The 17,791-nt window shown below is 61.9% G+C and carries 13 protein-coding genes and 2 tRNA genes; 5 read left to right on the top strand and 10 right to left on the bottom strand.

The genetic code is table 11. From position 1 onward, the window contains the following. Window positions 1-44: 44 nt before the first annotated feature. Window positions 45-121 (bottom strand) — tRNA-His (locus AB5405_RS07045). 166 nt (window positions 122-287) lie between these two features. Between AB5405_RS07045 and AB5405_RS07040 the strand changes: the two genes are divergently transcribed. Beyond that, window positions 288-1,469, top strand: a complete 1,182-nt coding sequence (locus tag AB5405_RS07040) for a pyridoxal phosphate-dependent aminotransferase (protein ID WP_368138006.1) — start codon at window positions 288-290, stop codon at window positions 1,467-1,469. Between the two features lie 141 nt (window positions 1,470-1,610). After that, complete coding sequence (locus tag AB5405_RS07035; RefSeq protein ID WP_368138005.1) at window positions 1,611-2,501, top strand: ROK family protein; 891 nt, start codon at window positions 1,611-1,613, stop codon at window positions 2,499-2,501. 113 nt (window positions 2,502-2,614) lie between these two features. Here AB5405_RS07035 and AB5405_RS07030 read toward each other — a convergent pair whose 3' ends face one another. The 4 genes from AB5405_RS07030 to argS all read right to left on the bottom strand — a co-directional run bounded on the left by AB5405_RS07030 (window position 2,615) and on the right by argS (window position 9,724). Beyond that, complete coding sequence (locus AB5405_RS07030; RefSeq protein WP_368138004.1) at window positions 2,615-3,064, bottom strand: VanZ family protein; 450 nt, start codon at window positions 3,062-3,064, stop codon at window positions 2,615-2,617. A 7-nt stretch (window positions 3,065-3,071) separates the two neighbouring features. Beyond that, complete coding sequence (locus AB5405_RS07025) at window positions 3,072-4,472, bottom strand: hypothetical protein (RefSeq protein WP_368138003.1); 1,401 nt, start codon at window positions 4,470-4,472, stop codon at window positions 3,072-3,074. Window positions 4,473-4,785: 313 nt separating this feature from the next. After that, window positions 4,786-7,185 (bottom strand): transcription termination factor Rho, encoded by a 2,400-nt coding sequence (rho, locus tag AB5405_RS07020; protein ID WP_368138002.1) that lies wholly within the window; start codon window positions 7,183-7,185, stop codon window positions 4,786-4,788. Window positions 7,186-7,870: 685 nt separating this feature from the next. Beyond that, on the bottom strand, window positions 7,871-9,724 hold the full coding sequence (argS, locus tag AB5405_RS07015) for an arginine--tRNA ligase (protein WP_055286535.1): 1,854 nt from the start codon (window positions 9,722-9,724) through the stop codon (window positions 7,871-7,873). A 342-nt stretch (window positions 9,725-10,066) separates the two neighbouring features. Here argS and AB5405_RS07010 point away from each other — a divergent pair, with 342 nt between their 5' ends. Both AB5405_RS07010 and AB5405_RS07005 read left to right on the top strand, forming a co-directional pair. Continuing rightward, window positions 10,067-10,552 (top strand): CarD family transcriptional regulator, encoded by a 486-nt coding sequence (locus AB5405_RS07010; RefSeq protein WP_138112805.1) that lies wholly within the window; start codon window positions 10,067-10,069, stop codon window positions 10,550-10,552. A gap of 107 nt (window positions 10,553-10,659) precedes the next feature. Further along, complete coding sequence (locus AB5405_RS07005; protein ID WP_138375338.1) at window positions 10,660-11,259, top strand: HD domain-containing protein; 600 nt, start codon at window positions 10,660-10,662, stop codon at window positions 11,257-11,259. Window positions 11,260-11,329: 70 nt separating this feature from the next. Here AB5405_RS07005 and AB5405_RS07000 read toward each other — a convergent pair whose 3' ends face one another. After that, complete coding sequence (locus AB5405_RS07000) at window positions 11,330-12,616, bottom strand: glutamate-5-semialdehyde dehydrogenase (RefSeq protein WP_368138001.1); 1,287 nt, start codon at window positions 12,614-12,616, stop codon at window positions 11,330-11,332. Window positions 12,617-12,728: 112 nt separating this feature from the next. Here AB5405_RS07000 and AB5405_RS06995 point away from each other — a divergent pair, with 112 nt between their 5' ends. Continuing rightward, on the top strand, window positions 12,729-14,147 hold the full coding sequence (locus tag AB5405_RS06995; protein ID WP_368138000.1) for an alpha/beta fold hydrolase: 1,419 nt from the start codon (window positions 12,729-12,731) through the stop codon (window positions 14,145-14,147). A gap of 99 nt (window positions 14,148-14,246) precedes the next feature. On the opposite strand, the gene proB is transcribed toward AB5405_RS06995, so the two are convergent. From proB to AB5405_RS06975, 4 genes are all read right to left on the bottom strand, one after another. After that, window positions 14,247-15,374, bottom strand: a complete 1,128-nt coding sequence (proB, locus tag AB5405_RS06990) for a glutamate 5-kinase (RefSeq protein WP_117776143.1) — start codon at window positions 15,372-15,374, stop codon at window positions 14,247-14,249. Window positions 15,375-15,452: 78 nt separating this feature from the next. After that, window positions 15,453-16,958, bottom strand: a complete 1,506-nt coding sequence (locus AB5405_RS06985) for a nicotinate phosphoribosyltransferase (protein ID WP_368137999.1) — start codon at window positions 16,956-16,958, stop codon at window positions 15,453-15,455. An 83-nt stretch (window positions 16,959-17,041) separates the two neighbouring features. Beyond that, entirely contained in the window at window positions 17,042-17,461 is a 420-nt protein-coding gene (locus AB5405_RS06980) for a hypothetical protein (protein WP_368137998.1), read from the bottom strand. Between the two features lie 64 nt (window positions 17,462-17,525). Next, window positions 17,526-17,598, bottom strand: a tRNA-Ala gene (locus tag AB5405_RS06975). Window positions 17,599-17,791: the final 193 nt, after the last annotated feature.

Genomic DNA, 17,791 nt, shown 5'->3' with positions numbered 1-17,791 from the left:
CTACCAACTGAGCTAACGACCCGATATCAACACGAAGCAAGAACTGGGGTGGGTAAAGGGACTCGAACCCTCGACCTACGGGACCACAACCCGTCGCTCTAGCCAACTGAGCTACACCCACCGTGTCCTGTGCGCTTCGCGCTCGACTATTATTGCAAGGAACGCCACGCGATGCAAGCCCCAATTTTCAAGAATTTTGAAAAGAGTTTTTCGAGACCATTTCGAGCAAATCCCACCGGTTTCATAGGAGTAAACTTGCCCCACTGCAAATGCTCGAAAGGACCGGCATGAAAGAACTCTCCAACCGCACGGCAACGTTTACCGATTCCGTCATCCGCCGTATGACGCGCATCTCCAATAAGTATGGCGCCGTCAACCTGTCGCAGGGCTTCCCTGACTTCGATCCCCCGGCACAGCTGCTCGATAGCCTCAGCGCCATCGCCAGCGACCCCAAGCCGCTCTATCACCAGTACTCCATCACCTGGGGCTCCCAGGCCATGCGCGAGGCGCTCGCCGCCAAACAGGAGCACTTTATGGGCATGCCGGTGAACCCCAACGAGAATATCGTAGTCACCTGCGGCTCCACCGAGGCCATGATGGCCGCCATGATGACGGTCACGAACCCCGGCGACAAGGTCGTCATCTTCTCGCCGTTCTACGAGAACTACGGCGCCGACACGATCCTTTCGGGTGCCGAGCCCATCTACGTGCCGCTCAACCCTCCCACATTCGACTTTGACCGCGAGACACTCGAGGCGGCCTTCCGCGACAACGATCCCAAGGCCATCGTCCTGTGCAACCCTTCCAACCCCTGCGGCAAGGTCTTTACCCGCGATGAGCTCACCTTTATCGCCGACCTCTGCAAAAAGTACGACACCTACTGCATCACCGACGAGGTCTACGAGCACATCGTCTACGCGCCCCACGAGCACGTCTATATGGCCACGCTGCCCGGCATGTTTGAGCGCACCATCAGCTGCAGCTCGCTGTCCAAGACCTACTCCATCACCGGCTGGCGTCTGGGCTACACTATCGCCCCTGCCGAAATCACCGAGCGCATCAAAAAGGTCCACGACTTCCTCACCGTGGGCGCCGCCGCCCCCCTGCAGGAAGCCGTCGTCACCGCCCTCAATTTCGACGACAGCTATTACGATGAGGTCCTCGACCTCTATACCGCCAAACGCGACCTGTTCTGCCAGGGACTCGACAGCATCGGTCTTGAGCATAACGTGCCGCAGGGCGCCTACTACGTCATGATGGACATCTCTGAGTTTGGCTATGACAGCGACCTCGAGTTCTGTGAAGACCTCGCGTCTAAAGTGGGTGTGGGTGCCGTGCCCGGCTCGAGCTTCTTCCGCGAGCCCGTCAACCATCTGATTCGTTTCCACTTTGCCAAGCGAGACGAGACGCTTAACGCGGCGCTGGAGAACCTCAAGTCGCTACGTGATAAAATCAAGCCGCGCGGGTAAGGACGGCCCGGCAACTAAAGCAACCTAAGAAGCCTCGCACCGCCCGCCGCGTTGCGAGGCTTCTTTCTATAGCGCTTTCTTAAATGGTTTAGAGCTCTATACTTTAGTCACGGAGCAACTCGTCCCAGAGAGAGGAATACTATGGCAGAGCAGCAGCTTATCGGAGCGCTCGAGGCCGGCGGCACCAAGATGGTCTGCGCCACGGGCTATGCAGACGGCACGGTCCTGGAGCGTGAGCAGATCGCGACCACGACCCCGCAGGAGACCGTCGAGGCCGTCAACGCGTGGTTTGCCGACAAGGGCATCGCCGCGCTGGGCATCGGCGCCTTTGGCCCCACCGCAGTCAACCCTGCCTCGCCCCAATACGGCAAGATCCTGGAGACGCCCAAAACGGCATGGCGCTACTTTGACCTGCTGGGCACTATCCAAAACGAGCTCAATATCCCCTGCGGCTACGACACCGACGTCAACGTCGCCTGCCTGGGCGAGGTCACCTTTGGTTGCGCCCAGGGCCTCACTGACGTTGTGTATCTGACCATCGGCACCGGCGTAGGCGCCGGCGTGCTCTCGGGCGGTAAGCTCGTGCACGGCATGATGCATCCCGAGGCTGGCCACATCCTGGTCACGCGCGACCCGCGCGACACCATTGGCGAGCACAGCGCCTGCCCCTTCCACGACAACTGCCTCGAGGGCCTCATCGCCGGCCCCGGCGTAAAAAAGCGCTGGGATGGCAAGAGCGCCGGAGACGTGGCCGATGATCCGGAGGCCATGGACCTGCTCGCCGGCTATCTGGCACAAGCACTCATGACCTACACGCTGTGCTACGCGCCGCAAAAGATCATCATCGGCGGCGGCGTGGCCGACCACACCCCCATCGTGCCGCTCGCGCGCAAGAAGTGCGCCGAAATGCTCAACGGCTATATCGTCACGCCCGAGGTCAACGACATCGATACCTACATCGTCAACAACAGCCTCGAGGGCAAGCAGGGCATCATGGGCTGCCTGGCCCTGGGCGCACAGGCGCTTCAGTAGCAGACGCACCCACAGGGCGTGGCGCGCTCGGCAAATCCAACCTACGGAACGACGCCACCACGCCCCATATAAGCCCTCTAATAAAAAAGGCCGCCTAGGACCAAACATACGTCCTAGGCGGCCTTTTTGGCACATATGAGCGATCGTAGTAGATATCGGAGCACAACGCCCGTTGCCGCTCCACAGCAGTCGATCATCACATCGGTGATCATGCCGGCGCGTCCCGGCACAAAGAGCTGAATCGTCTCGTCGATCGAGGGAATCAGCAGCAGGAACACCGCCGTGGGCAGCAGCACGTCAAAGGTGCGCCGGCCCTCAAAATCAAAGGCGTGCGTTGCCAAGATGCCGAGCACCATATACTCGGAAAAATGTGCGCACTTGCGAACAACAAAGTTGGTCACCCATTCATATGGAAGTCCCACGCCGTGCAGGAAACCGCGGATAGCCTCCATGACCGTTAGGCTCAGCGAGCCCGACCCCGAGCCGGGAACCAGCGAATTGCCCCAGATCAAGAGCGCCATCAGGCAGGTCACGACCGCCCATTTTCGATTGATCTTAACCATGCAGAAGTTATGCCTCCGCGCGGAGCGGCGCGAAGCTGGCGGTACCGCCCTCGATAACGCTCAGATAGGCACGGCCCGTACGCTTGGCGGTAGAGGACTGCAGGCGCTCGATCTCTTCCTCGAGGATCTGATTGACGCGCTCGTGACGACGATTTTCCATAATGCCGGCGGCAATAGCCTCGGCCCGCTCGATGCTCTCGCGCGAGATACGGGCGGTATCCTCGGGGAACACAGCGCTGTGACGGCCGACATAGGCGGGGGCAGCAGGCTGAGGGGCAGCGACGGGAGCGGGGGTTGCAACAGGAGCAGGCTCGTCAATCTCATCCAGAATCGCGGTGGCGGCGGCCCACATGTCCTCGTGGCCCGAGTAATCGGCCATGGGGACATCAACCTCGAGCGAGGCATCCGGAAGGTCGCCGGTATCGATGCGATCTTGGGCATCAATCGATGCGGTAATGGCTGCAGGCTCATCGAGGTCATCGAGATCGATGTCCGCGGCACCGGAGATGATAGGCATGCTGGCGAGGTTTGCATTGTACGGCGCAGCCTCAGCCGCCTGCTGCTGGGCAGGAGCGCCCCAAAGCGAGCTTTCGGCGGCACGTCGGGCGGCAACGGCCTCCTCGTCCGCGGCCATGGCTTCATCAACGTACGAATTGTCGGCAGAAGCGTTCGCGTCCGCCGAGGTAGCGCTGTAGGCGTTATTGGCTGCCGCGTTGGCGACGAGTGCCACGAAAGCCGCCGTGCTGCCCGCAGGGGCGGCCTGGGAGCCAGACACGGCGCGTGCCGCGGCGGCGACGTCGTCGCGATTGAAGGAGCCGGTCTGCCCGCCGTTGGTGAGCTCGTCGATGGCGACTTGATAGACGTCGCGCGAGCGTGCGGGGTCGCAGCTCACCGGCGAATCGTCGTCGAGCATGCTGTCGATCATAGACCAAGCCTCGTCCTCGTCCATAGCATCTGCGGCTCGAGCGATGGTAGGAACACCATCATCGGCATGACGGCGCTGGAACGCACCAGTCAGGCCGGAAAGGAATGCCGAGGTAGACTGCTCCGCCTGAGCCTGAGAAGCAGAAGCCGCAGCGTAAGGAGTCACATCCTGCTGCTGAGCTGGAATCGAGGCGGTCTTGAACTCGCTTTGATGCTGATTGAGATTGGCGGCACCGCCCATGGCATCGGGCTGGAACAGACGCTCTTCACGCTGCGCACGGTACTCGGAGATACCCAGCGAGGCGGCATAGATACCCACGCCCGCCACCGCGCCCACGGCGAAGGGAACCGCACCTGCCACGACTGTCTCGTTCACCGACGAAAACGGCAGCGTCGCGGCATACATAACCACGGGAGCGGCAAGGCCGATCCCGCACGAAAGTCCGGCAAGGACTGCTCGTTGTGTTGCATCAGAAGAAGCCATGAGCTCTCCCCATCTTCCAGCACCCAAATCGCATCATTCAGTTGGCTGCGCGAGAGAAGATGAAGCGGGGCTATGCCCCAAAGCAACGGTATATGGTTCGTTTCATCTGCGTTTTCCGTCGCGAAGCTTAAAAGCTATTATGCGAAACCGCCCTGTCGATTGCAAGCGACGATGTCGGATTGAAACGGGAAACCTGCTGCTTGCCAGTCTTATGGTCAAAAATAAGTGCGAAGCGGCGATATAGAAAAGGGCCGAGGCTCAAAGCCCCGACCCTTTATCGCATTGATGATTAACGCTGCGTGTGGATGACAACCTAGAACGTCTGCTCGTAGTCGCTGTGCTTTTTGGCCGAACGCACCAGGAACTCCTGGTTGGTGTTGGTGCCCTTTAGACCCTTGATAAATGATGCGGCCGCGCGCTCGGTGTTGTTCATGCCGGCAAGAATGCGACGCAGGCCAAAGACAAACGGACGCATCTGCTCGTCGACTAACAGGTCCTCGTTACGCGTACCGGAGGCAACGGGGTCGATAGCCGGGAAGATGCGGCGATCGGCCAGGTCGCGGTCGAGCTTAAGCTCCATGTTGCCGGTGCCCTTGAACTCCTCAAAGATGACCTCGTCCATCTTGGAACCGGTGTCGATGAGGGCAGAGGCCAGGATAGTGAGCGAGCCACCGTTCTCGATATTACGGGCTGCGCCCAGGAAGCGCTTGGGCGGATACAGGGCCGCCGAATCGACGCCGCCCGAAAGGATGCGACCCGAGGCGGGCGCCGCCAAGTTGTAGGCGCGGGCAAGACGCGTGATGGAGTCGAGCACCACCACAACATCGCCGCCCAGCTCCACGATGCGTTTTGCGCGCTCGATGACGAGCTCTGCCACACGAGTGTGGTTGTCGGCGGGCATATCGAAGGTCGACGCCACAACCTCGCCCTTGATGGAACGCTGCATATCGGTAACCTCTTCGGGGCGCTCGTCGACGAGCAGGCAGATGAGGTGCACCTCGGGGTTGTTAATCGAGATAGACTGGCAGATCTTCTTGAGGATTGTGGTCTTGCCGGCCTTGGGCGGGGACACGATCAGGCCACGCTGACCCTTGCCGATCGGCGACACGATGTCGATGGCGCGACCGGTAATGGAGTCCTTGCCATGCTCCATGCGCAGCGGCTCGTTGGGATAGACCGGGGTGAGGTCACCGAACTTGGGGCGGTTGCGAATCTGCTCGGGGTCTAGACCGTTGACGGTCGTGATTTTGGCGAGGCCGGCGCGCTTGTCGCCGCCGCGCGAAGGACGAAGCGAGCCCTCGATGACGTCGCCCGTGCGCAGACGCGCGGAGCGGATGAGGTAGGCGGGGACGAAGGCATCGTCGTTGGACTTCATGTAACCGTGGGCATGGATGATACCGGAGCTGTCCGGACGAATCTGCAGGATGCCCTTGATGTCGCGGAAGCCCTCGGCCTTCGCGGCGGTGACGTAGATCTCCTCGACGAGCTCGGCTTTCTTCTTGCCGGTCGTCTCGATCTCGAACTCCTTGGCCTTCTCGCGCAGCTCGGCGACCTTCATGGCCGCGAGTTCCTCGCGCGAAAGCGTGGGCTCGGTGGGGGCGGCGTTGCGCTCCTTGTTGCGCTGTTTGCGATCGCGCTGGCGGTTGCGACGGTCGTTGTTGCGCTCGTCCTTGCGGTCGTTGCGCTCGTCGTTACGCTTGTGCTGGCGACGGTTGGGGCGAGCGCCGTCTTCGGCCTCGGCGGGCGCGGCACCATCAGTTGCGGCGGCGTCGGCATTGGCCGCAGCGGCGTCATTGGCCTCGGCGCCGGAATCGACCTGCGCTTCGACATCAGCCCGCTGCTCGACGGCCTTGGCCTTAGCGGACTTCTTGCGACCGCGCTTGGGCTTCTCGGACGCAGACTGTTCGACGTCTTGGGGCTCGGCGGCATCAGTCGATGCATCGGCGGTCGTCTCGGCGGAAACCTCGGACGCACCCTTCTTGGCAGCCTTGGCCTTGGACGTGCGCTTAGCAGCAGTACGATGGCTGCGACCGGGACGGACGTCGGCGGGCTCGACATCGGCGGGAGCGGCCTCGGAAGTCGTAGCATCCTGGACGGGTGCATCGGCAGCGGTTGCAGACTCGGCGGTCGCCGCAGCATCCCGAGCGGCTGCAGCTGCGGCTGCGGCCTTCTCTGCCTCGACGAAGGCCTTGGGCTTGCGACCGCGACGGTGCGGGCGCAAAGCCGGATCGACAACGGGAACTTCGCTGGCCTCGACAGGCGCAGCGGACTCAGCAGGCGATGCGCCCTCCCCTGCCGCGGAACGAACCGAAGCCTCGGTGAGCTCGAGGGTTACCTGATCGGCAACCTGCTCGGCCTTAGCAGCCGTGCGACGGCGTGTGCGCGGTGCCGGCTTCTCGGTCGGCTGGTCGGCGGCAGGTGTCTCGGGCGCAGACGGAGCTGCAAGCTCGGTCAGAGCCGCGGCCTCGCGCTCGGCAGCACGACGGCGGGCGCGCACCACCTGAGCCTCGCTAATCTGCGCCAACGCACGCGCCTGCGCGACCTCATCGGAAATCGGCTCCGAGGAGTCAGCTGCAACGGTGCGCTTGACGCGCGTCGTGCGCGTGGTACGGCGCTTGGGCTTGGTGACCTCCTCGCCGTCAGCAGCAGACTTGGCCGTGCGGCGCGTACGCTTGGGCTTTGCCGGAGCAGCCTCCTCACCAGTTGCAGGCACGGCCTTCTCAGCCGCTGAAGGCGTAGGCGTCGAAGCAGCCTTAGGCGTCTCAGGAGCCGAGGCTTGCGCGGGCGCCGCGACCTGGTCCAACGCAACCGGTGCAGCGGGAGCGGCTTGCGTCGTCGTTATTTCGTTTTCTTGCTGTTGATCAGACACAGTGTTTGCTCAACTTTCTTTTCAAGCCCTGTGATCACATGCTCCCTGCATAAACCTTCAGGGCGGCTAAACAGTCTAGCTCCGTCAAATACCGACGGACATCATTGATCTGTATCGAGATATTTGCGTCATATACGCAGCGTTAGTGTAACACAACCGCCGCCACCTGCAACTTAGTCATTGGGGACGTTCTTAAACGACTAGTCAAAAGGGACACTCTTTGGTTTAACACCCACAAATCTGACTGCCTCCGCCAAAACTATGGCGGTTTACTACGATGAATCGCTCGACCGCGACCACTCCGAAACTTGTTGAACTAAAACCGCAGATAGATGCCTTGCACTTTTTAGCGAAAAGCCGGCGTGGTTGGAATATCTCAATTCATCGTAGTAAACCGGCATAGTTTCGTATTTCCAGCAGTTCCAAATTCGTCAATACGTCGGCGTTTGCAAAAAAGCCCGACCTCCGTGGGAGATCGGGCTTTCAAGGCTTAGTTAAACCAAGTCTATACGGTCAAATGACTCGATGATTACATCTGCTCGGGAGCGGAGACACCAACAAGGGTGAGCACCAGGGCGAGCGTCACGCGGACGGCGTCGCAAGCGGCCAGACGGGCACGCGAAAGCTCGGGGTCGACGGGACGGCCCTCGCTCGGCAGCACCTGACAGGCAGCATAGAAGCTGTGGAAGTCGCCGGCGAGCTCCTCGGCAAAGTGCGTCAGACGGAACGGAGCGCGGTCGCGAGCGCAGCTGGCGATGAGGTCGGTGAGCTCGTTGAGCTTACGCGAAAGGGCGAGCTCGGTCGGGTCGGTCAGCAGCGAGTAATCGACGTTCTCACCGATGGCCTTGGCGGCGACGGCCTTCATGCCCATCTCGTCAGCCTGCTCGGGCGTAACGTCAGCAGCACGGCGCAGGATGGAGCAGACGCGAGCGTGAGCGTACTGCACGTAGTACACCGGGTTGGAGTTGTCGCGCTTCTTGACGGCCTCGATATCGAAGTCGACCATCTGGTTGGAGCTCTTGGAGATGAGCGTGTAACGGGCAGCGTCGGAGCCGACCTCGTCGACGAGCTCCTGCAGGGTCACCATGGTGCCCTTACGCTTGGACATACGGACGGGCTTGCCGTTGCGCAGCAGGTTGACGAGCTGGCCCAGCAGAACCTCAAACTTGCCGGGGTAACCCAGAGCGTCGCAGACGCAGCGGACGCGCTCGATGTAGCCGTGGTGGTCGGCGCCCCAGATGTCGATGACGTGGTCGACGCGCTGGAACTTATCCCAGTGATAGGCAACGTCGGAGGCGAAGTAGGTGTACTCGCCGTCGGACTTGATCAGGACGCGGTCCTTGTCATCGCCCAGGTCGGTGGAGCGGAACCACAGGGCGCCGTCCTTGGTGTAGAGGTAGCCCATCTTGTCGAGCTTCTCAAAAGCGCGGTCGACGGCGGAGGTGCCGGCGGTCTCGCCCTCGGTGTCCTTCACGTACAGGGAGCGCTCGGAGAACCAACGATCGAAGTCGCAGTTAACGGCGTGGCAAAGGTCGCGCATGTTGTCGACCATCTTCACGTAGCCGCGCTCGCGGAAGCTCTCCATGCGCTCCTGCGGATCGGCGTTGACCCACTTGTCGCCGTCGGTGCGCCAGAACTCGGCAGCCTCGTCGATGATGTAGTCGCCGCCGTAGGAGTCCTTGCCCAGAGTCTCGGCAAAGTTGTCCTGATACGGATGGGTCTCGGGGTGCTCGTCGTTCTCGTCGGCAACAAAGGCGTCGCGGTCGGCGATCAGCAGCTTGTGAGCCTCGTCGATATCAACGCCCTGCTTGGCGATGATGTCGGCAAGCTGCATATAGCGCGTGCTGATGGAGTTGCCGAAGGTGTTCATCTGAGAGCCGTGGTCGTTGATGTAGAACTCACGCTGGATGTCGTAACCGGCGTGGTCCATGACGCGGCAGAGCGAGTCGCCCAGAGCGGCCCAGCGGCCGTGGCCAATGTGCATGGGGCCGACGGGGTTGGCGGAGACGAACTCGACCTGGGTCTTCAAGCCACCACCGACGTTGGACTTAGCGAAGTCCATGCCCTTCTCGCGAGCCTCGCCAAAGATGGCATTCTTGACGGCAACGGAGAGGTAAAAGTTGATGAAGCCGGGGCCTGCGATCTCGACCTTCTCGATCGCGGGGTCCTCGGGCATATGGGCAACGATGGCCTCGGCGATCTTGCGCGGGGCACAGTGAGCCAGCTTGGCGGACTTCAGAGCCATGGTGGAGGTCCACTCGCCATGAGAAGTGTCAGCCGGTCGCTCGATGGCGCAATCGTCAAGTTCAAATGCGGAAAGGTCGCCGGCCTCCTGGGCCGCAGCAAGCGCAGCGCGTACCAGCTCTTCAATCTTCTCGGGCATAGGTCCTCCTTGTGTTAAAGCCCCCGAGCTCTTGGTCACTCGTAGGGCAAAAGCCAGAGTTTGTAGCACTCTATCACAAGCAGTAGCTACTGTCGCAGGGTAAAGCTAATAGATATTGCATATGCACAAAATTGACTACAGCTTGTATGGAGTCACTCAAAGATGCCAGTCTGCCTGCAAATTATGCACGCGTTGAAAATGCATAAAGGTATGAATGAGCTGCGTCTTTTATCGAATACTCTTACCTATCAGAGTTGTGTGCTTTTCCTGCATAAAGTGAGGATTTGCGCACGTCAGCGTGTTATTCTAGACATACGTAAATTCGTATAAGTTGGAGGTAGCATGTTCTCAATCGGTCAACACGTCATTCATCCGGGTCAGGGAGTCTGCACCGTCGTCGGTTTTAGGGACGACACACCGCAGCCCATGCTGCTGCTCGAGACCAAGCAGGGACATGCGCAGACGATCCTCATGTACCCCGTGGCGCAGGCCGACCGTTTGCACGCCGCCATCTCTCAGCAAGATGCCGAGCACCTGCTGAGCCACTATGACGAGCTGGAGTGCGACACCTTTACTGAGCGCAACAGCTCACTTGAGGAGACGCACTTTAAGCAGCAGCTCAAGCTGGGCGCGCCCGAGACGGTCCGCGTGGCAAAGACCATGATGTACCGCATTCGCCAGGCCGAGGAAGCTGATAAAAAGCCCAGCTCCTACTACATGCGCGTACTCAAGGAAGCCAAGCGCCGCTCCATCGAGGAGTTCGCCGTGGCCTTGGGCGTCACCGAGGAGGCCGCCGAAGCCCGCCTAGCCCAAGCCGCCCTCAACTAACCCAACCGCGCCAAAACCACCACAAAGGGGACAGGCACCTTTGTGGTGGTTTTCTTGTTCTAGTAGTATTCATTCTTATCGATACCCACGAGCACAAGGAGTCTCCTATGGCAGAGCCGCTTACCGCCGGAATCACCCGCGACCGCGCGTTCGAACTGCTCAACGAGCACAACAAGGACCCGTTCCATATCACCCATGGCGAGACAGTCGAGGGCACTATGCGCTACTTTGCGCGCGAGTTCGACCCCGAGAACGAGGAGTTTTGGGGCATCGTCGGTCTGCTGCACGACCTGGATTGGGAGGAGCATGAGGACGACCCCATGAACCACACCATCTATGCTGCCGAGATTCTTAAGGGCGAAGGTGCGTCTCCAGAGCTCATTCGCGCCATCCAGACGCACACGTCCGACTTCAACACCTCGCTGCCCAAGCCCGAGCTGCAGATGGAAAAGATCCTGTTTGCCTGCGATGAGCTCACCGGCCTGATCGGCGCTGCAGTCATCATGCGCCCGAGCAAGAGCGTTATGGACTTTACGACCAAGTCGCTCAAGAAGAAGTTCAAGGACAAGCGCTTTGCCGCCGGCTGCTCGCGCGACGTGATTTCGCAGGGCGCCGAGATGCTCGGCTGGGAGCTCCCCGAGCTCTTTGACCGCACCATCGCGGCCATGCAGTCCTTCGCCCCCGACCGCGATACCTTCCAGGCCTAACCGCCCACGCCACCTAAAACCACCACGAAGGGGACAGGCACCTTTGTGGTGGTTTTCGTTTACGAGGGGTTTAGGGGCGGACCTGGCCGGTGCCGCGGAGCTTGTATTTGTAGGTGGTGAGGGCCTCGGCGGCGAAGGGGCCACGGGCGTGGAGTTTTTGGGTCGAGATGCCGATCTCGGCGCCCAGGCCAAACTCGCCGCCGTCAGTGAAGCGCGTGCTGGCGTTGGCGTACACGGCCGAGGCATCGACCGCATCCAGGAAGCGCTCGCAAGCATCCGTGTCCTCGGCAACGATGGCCTCGGAGTGCATCGTGCCGTAGCGGTTGATGTGTGCGATGGCCTCGTCCTCGCTCGCCACGACCTTCACGCTCATCTCGAGAGCCAGGTACTCGCGACCCCAGTCCTCCTCAGTCGCGGCGACGTAGTTGTCGCCCTCGGCAAGCCCGGCATCGGCGCATGCGGCGCAGGTTGCCTCGTCGCCGTGAATGAGCACGCCGTGGTCATGCAGCACGGTCACGACCGCAGGCAAAAACGCATCGGCCACAGCACGGTCGACCAGCAGCGACTCGGCGGCATTGCACACGCCTACGCGCTGGGTCTTGGCATTAACGATAATGTTGAGCGCCTTATCAAAGTCGGCGGATTCATGCACGTAGATGTGGCAGTTGCCCGTGCCCGTCTCGATCACCGGCACAAGCGACTCGCGCACGCAGCGCTGGATCAGGCCTGCACCGCCACGTGGAATGAGTACGTCGACAATGCCGCGGAGCTTCATGAGCTCGCCAGTGGCCTCGCGGTCGGTGGACTCAATCATCGACACAGCCTCGCGCGGGAAGCCCTTGGCCTCGAGCGCATCGGCCAGCAGCTCGGCGATCATGGCACACGAGTGATAGGCCAGCGAGCCGCCGCGCAGAATGCAGGCGTTGCCGGTACGGATGCAGATGCCTGCGGCGTCGGCCGTCACGTTGGGGCGCGCCTCGTAGACCATAGCGACCAGGCCCAGCGGCACACTCACACGGGTCAGGTCCACGCCGCTTGCAAGCACGCGGTGGTCGAGCACGCGGCCCACGGGATCGGGCAGCTCGGCAAGCTTTTCCAGGCCGGCGGCCATGCCCTCGACGCGCTCGGGCGTCAGCAGCAGGCGATCGAGCAGTCCAGCCGAGGTACCCGCATCGCGCGCGGCGGACATATCGAGCTCGTTAGCGGCGACGATGGAGTCGACACCGTTGCGCAGTGCTGCGGCCATGGCGCGCACGGCCTCCTGGCGCTGTTCATCGCTCGCCGTGGCAAGCGAGGCCGACGCTGCCTTGGCGGCAACGGCAAGATCGTGGACATACGTGGCTATATCGACCGACATGGGCGGCCCTTTCTCCTAGAAGTTTGCAACCATGGTAGCCGATTTGCGCATGGCCTCGCCCGCGGCGGTAGAATTGGTCAACCCGAAACACCGCAACGAACGGAAGACTCACATGGCCCTCATCACTTCGTACCACGTCCCCGGCCTTTACGTCGAGGACCACAGCATCGACGTCCCCCTTGACTGGCGCGGCCTGGAGCCGATGCTCCTGGCCGTCGGCAGTACCATGCGCCGCGGCGCCATGCCGGCACCCATCGCCGGCGCGCCCGAGAGCATCAAGCTCTTCTACCGCGTGGTTAGCGCGCCCGACCGCATCAACGACGATCTGCCGCTGCTCCTGTTTTTGCAGGGCGGCCCCGGCGGCGAGAGCCCACGTCCGCTGTCGCCCACAAGCGACGGCTGGATCGAGGAGGCCGTCAAGCACTTCCGCGTGGTCCTTCCCGACCAGCGCGGCACCGGACGCAGTAGCTGCGTGGACGGACGCACGATCAAGGCACTGGGTGATCGCGCAACGGCCGCCGGCGCCGATACAGCACGCTCGCAGGCGGACTTCCTCAAGCGCCACCTCGCCAGCTCCATCGTGCGCGATTTTGAGTACCTGCGCCTAGTGGGCTTTGGCGGCAAGCCGTGGGTCACGCTCGGCCAAAGCTACGGCGGTTTTTTGACGCTGAGCTACCTGTCGCTCTTCCCCGAGGGCGTGGCGGCGAGCTTTACCTGCGGCGGCATCCCCCACGTACCGGCGAGCGCAAGCGAGGTCTACGCGCACACCTTCCCGCGCATGGCCGCCAAGACGCAGCAGTATTATGACCGCTATCCCGCTGACGTCGAGCGCGTGGCAGCCCTGGCCGATGCGCTCGAGGCTCAGAAGCCCGTGCTGCCCGACGGCTCGCCGATGACGGTCGAGCGCCTACAGCTCATAGGCAGCGACTTTGGCATGAAGCCGAGCTTTGAGCGCATGCATTGGACTATCGATCACGCTTTTGATACTGGCGACGGTACGCTGAGCTGCGGCTCCTCGGTATCCGACAGCTTTTTGATGCGCGCCTTCGAGCGCACCAACACACGCACGAACCCGCTGTACTGGACACTGCAGGAGTTTATCTACGCCGACGGCGACACCATGCCCATTCGCTGGGCCGCAGCAGAGGAGAAGGCCCATCGTGCCGAGTTCGACACCCTCGCGCGCCCGCTCATGTTTACCGGCGAGGCCATGTTCCCGTGGATGTTCGAGCAGATGCCCGAGCTCAAGCCCTTCAAGCCCGCCATGGACCTGCTGATGGAAGACACCAGCTGGGACAAGATCTACGACCCGCAGCGACTGGCGTGCAACGAGGTGCCCCTGCAGGCCGCGGTGTATTTCGACGACATGTACGTGGATTCGGGCCTGCAGCTTGATACGCTCAGCCGCGTGGGCAACTCGCATGCCTGGGTGACCAACGAGTTCGAGCACGACGGCCTGCACGGCAGCGTGGTATTCAAGCACCTCTTCGACGAGGCCCTCAACCGCGGAGACCTGCGCCGGATCTTCTAGCAAAGGGGTGTCCCCACCTGCCGGCACAAAAGGAACGTCCCCAAGTGCCGGCACGAGAAAGACAGCGCTGCGGGAAACGATCCGCAGCGCTGTCTTTCTTTATGCAAATACGATCAAGTTATCCCTGTGTATCGCCGGCTTCTCGGCCAGGTTAGCGAGCAGGCGGTTGCTGGCGATCTGGTCCTGGCGGCGACCGGCAGCAAGCTCCAGCACGTCCGAATCGGCCTCAGCGATACCGCGGGCGACGACCATACCGCTCGGATCGCACACATCGAGCACATCGCCCTCGGCAAACTGGCCATCGACCTCGCGAATACCCACCGCAAGCAAGGAAGAGCCACGGCTAACCAGCGCCTTCGCGGCACCATCATCGACCGTCACCGAGCCGTGCGCCTTGTCGCCCAGTGCGATCCACAGCTTGCGGGGTGCGATGTCCAGACGCTCCGCCGGCGGATCGAACAGCGTGCCCACGCTCTCGCCGCGGGCGAGGCGCACGAGCGCATCGGGTTCCTCGCCCGAGCAAATCACGCTCTGAATGCCCGCCGTCATCAGGATACGGCTCGCGCGAATCTTGGTAATCATGCCGCCCGTGCCCACCGATGTGGAAGAATCGCCCGCCGAGGCAATAATCTTGGCATCGATCTTATGCACGACAGGAACAAACTCGGCCGTCGGGTCCTCGTGCGGATTGGCAGTATAGAGACCATCGATGTCCGAGAGCGTCACGCACAGATCGGCAGAAACCAGGCAGCTCACAAGCGCCGCCAGTGTGTCGTTGTCACCAAACTTGATCTCATCGACGGTAACGGTATCGTTCTCGTTGACGATCGGCACCACGCCAAGCTCCACGAGGCGCAGCAGGGCGTCGCGCGCATGCAGGTAGGACGTGCGACGGGCCGTGTCGTGGCGCGTGAGCAGCACGAGCGAGGTGAGCAGGTCGCGCGCATGGAACTCCTCGTCGTAGGCCGACGAGATGATGCACTGACCGGCCGAGGCGCAAGCCTGTAAGCTCGGCAGGTCACCGACCGGCTTGCGGTCGAAGCCCAGCACGGGATAGCCACAGGCAATAGCGCCCGAGCTCACCACGACCAGACGCCAGCCGAGCTTGCGCAGCGCTGCGGCTTGATCGGCAAGTCCGCCGATAAAGGCGCGGTTGACCTTGCCATCGGCGCCCACCACCGTGGACGAACCGATCTTTACCACCATCGTTTTATAAGAAGTCGTCATACGTCAAACCAATCAACTGTTCAGCGAACGGCCGAGCGGCGGCCAAGGGAGCGTGACTCGCCCCTACCGCCCAAAGAATTAGTGAGCCCAGGGAAAAGCAGAAGCCGCGGCCATATTCTTGCGCACGAGCTCGTCGCGCACCTGAGCCAGGCCCTGCTCCATGCCCACCACATAGGTCTGCGGGTACAGGAAGCGCTTGAAAGCTGCGTCCAGATGATCGAGCGCCCAAACACAGCGCTCGCGCGCGTCCTGGATGCTCTCACGCGGAGCCACCGCGCTGCCGTCGCGCACGATCGGCACCAGCAGCTCGCGATACTCAAGTTCGGACACGTCGGTCACCAGGGCGGCATCATTCACGGCCACGAGGGTATTGCCGCGCGCGGCGCCCTCCCCCGCCAGATGGTCCTCGTCGTAGATCATGTCGCAGACCGGGCCGCCAAAGCCGTCGTAATAACGGCGCACGCGTTGCACACCCGGGATCGTGCGCTTGTAGGGCTGCTCGGAGAGCTTGACCACCGGCGTCCATGGATCTGCCTCGCTCGCACGGCGGGCGGAAAGCTTGTACACGCCACCCAGCGCCGGCTGGTCATAGCAGGTCGCGAGCTTGGTACCCACGCCAAAGCTATCGATGGGCGCGCCCTGGTCCAGCAGCGACTGAATCGTGTACTCGTCAAGATCGTTGGAAACCGAGATCCCCACATAGGGCAGGCCCTCGGCATCAAAACGGCCGCGAACATACTTGGAGAGCTTGGCGAGGTCGCCGGAGTCGATGCGAATAGCCGACAGGCGCTCGCCCACCGCCTCCATCTCCTTGGCAACCGTAATGGCATGCTCGCAGCCCTCGCGCACGTCATAGGTGTCGATGAGCAGCGTACAGTTCTTGGGGCTCGACTTGGCAAAGGCGCGGAAGGCCTCGAGCTCGGAATCGAAGCTCATCACCCAGCTGTGCGCGTGGGTGCCAAAGACGGGGATGCCGTAGCGGCGCCCGGCAAGCACGTTAGACGTGGACGAGCAGCCGGCCACATAGCTTGCGCGGGCGACGGCCAGGCCTCCATCGGGACCCTGAGCGCGGCGCAGGCCAAACTCGGCGACGGGACGGCCGTCCGCCGCCAACACCACGCGTGCCGTCTTGGTGGCGACGAGCGTCTGGAAGCCGACGATGTTGAGCAGTGCCGTCTCGAGCAGCTGGCACTCCAGCGCCGGACCGGTGACGCGCACCATGGGCTCGCGCGGAAAAACAAGCTCGCCCTCGGGCACGGCGTCAATGTTCACGTGCGCGCGGAAGTTGCGCAGGTAGTCGAGGAATGCGGGTTTAAACATCGCACCGCCGGCGGGAGCCTGAAGCGAGGCGAGGTACTCGATATCCTCGGGCGTAAAGCGCAGATTCTCGACGAGCTCGGGAAGCTCGGCAGTACCGCACATGACGGCGTACGCGCTGCCAAACGGATGGTCGCGGTAAAACGCCGTAAAACAACCTTGCTCATTGGCTTTGCCGCTCTCCCACAGGCCCTGGGCCATAGTGAGCTCGTACAGATCGGTGAGCATTGCGATGTCGGTGGGATGCGAGATGTCGGTCAAAGCCATGGGGCGACCTTTCGAATACGTTGTACAGACGTTGACGGTTGGACGGGGCGAAATACGCGAGCGGGGCACCGGGTGCGGTTCGGTTAGTGCAACCCCATGCTGCCCGTGATCGTGTAACCCATAAAGACGATAAACCCAATCAGGGCGAGCGCGATGATGAGCTTTTGAGCCGGCGGCATGCCGGGGATATCGTCCTCGTCCACAGGCTCTTTAGAGGTGATCATGCGCTGGGCAAACGTCATCTCGTCACGGCTCGGCTTGGAATCGACGGGCTTGGGACGAGCGGCTTTTTTAGGCTGAGGTTTGGGCGCGGCGGGCGCTGGCTCGGATGCGGCCTTGGCAGCGGCCTCATCGGCCTTCGCACGCTCGGCGCGCAGGGCGGCCAGCTCCTCACGCTCGCGACGAGCCTTTTCCTGCTCCTCGCGGCGGGCCTTCTCGGCGCGGAGCTCTTCCAACTCGGCGCGCTCCTCGTCAGACAATGGTTGGGACTCAAGCTCGGCCATAGTTCAGCCCTTTCTTTTAAAAAAAGCCGCCGACACAATGTCAGCGGCTTATCAAATCCAAGGGTGGAGACGAAGGGAGTCGAACCCTCGGCCTCTGCCATGCGACGGCAGCGCTCTCCCAACTGAGCTACGTCCCCAGGACAAGTTGATATTTTACCTACGGCTCGTCAACTGTCAACGCCCAATACCCAGTCTTTTTGGGACGGGGCTATTTTGACTACTTTTCGAGCAGGCAATCCTCTCGATGATTTTTTAAGGCTCTGTTAGACCAGGATTGACATGCCGACCTGCCGGCTAACTCGCCGTCTCCCCGTCGGGCGCCGGCGTCTT

This window comes from Collinsella aerofaciens, from assembly GCF_040920445.1.
Lineage (GTDB): Bacteria > Actinomycetota > Coriobacteriia > Coriobacteriales > Coriobacteriaceae > Collinsella > Collinsella aerofaciens_BH.
Note: the sequence above shows the minus strand (reverse complement) of the source record. Positions and strands in the feature narration are given on the sequence as shown.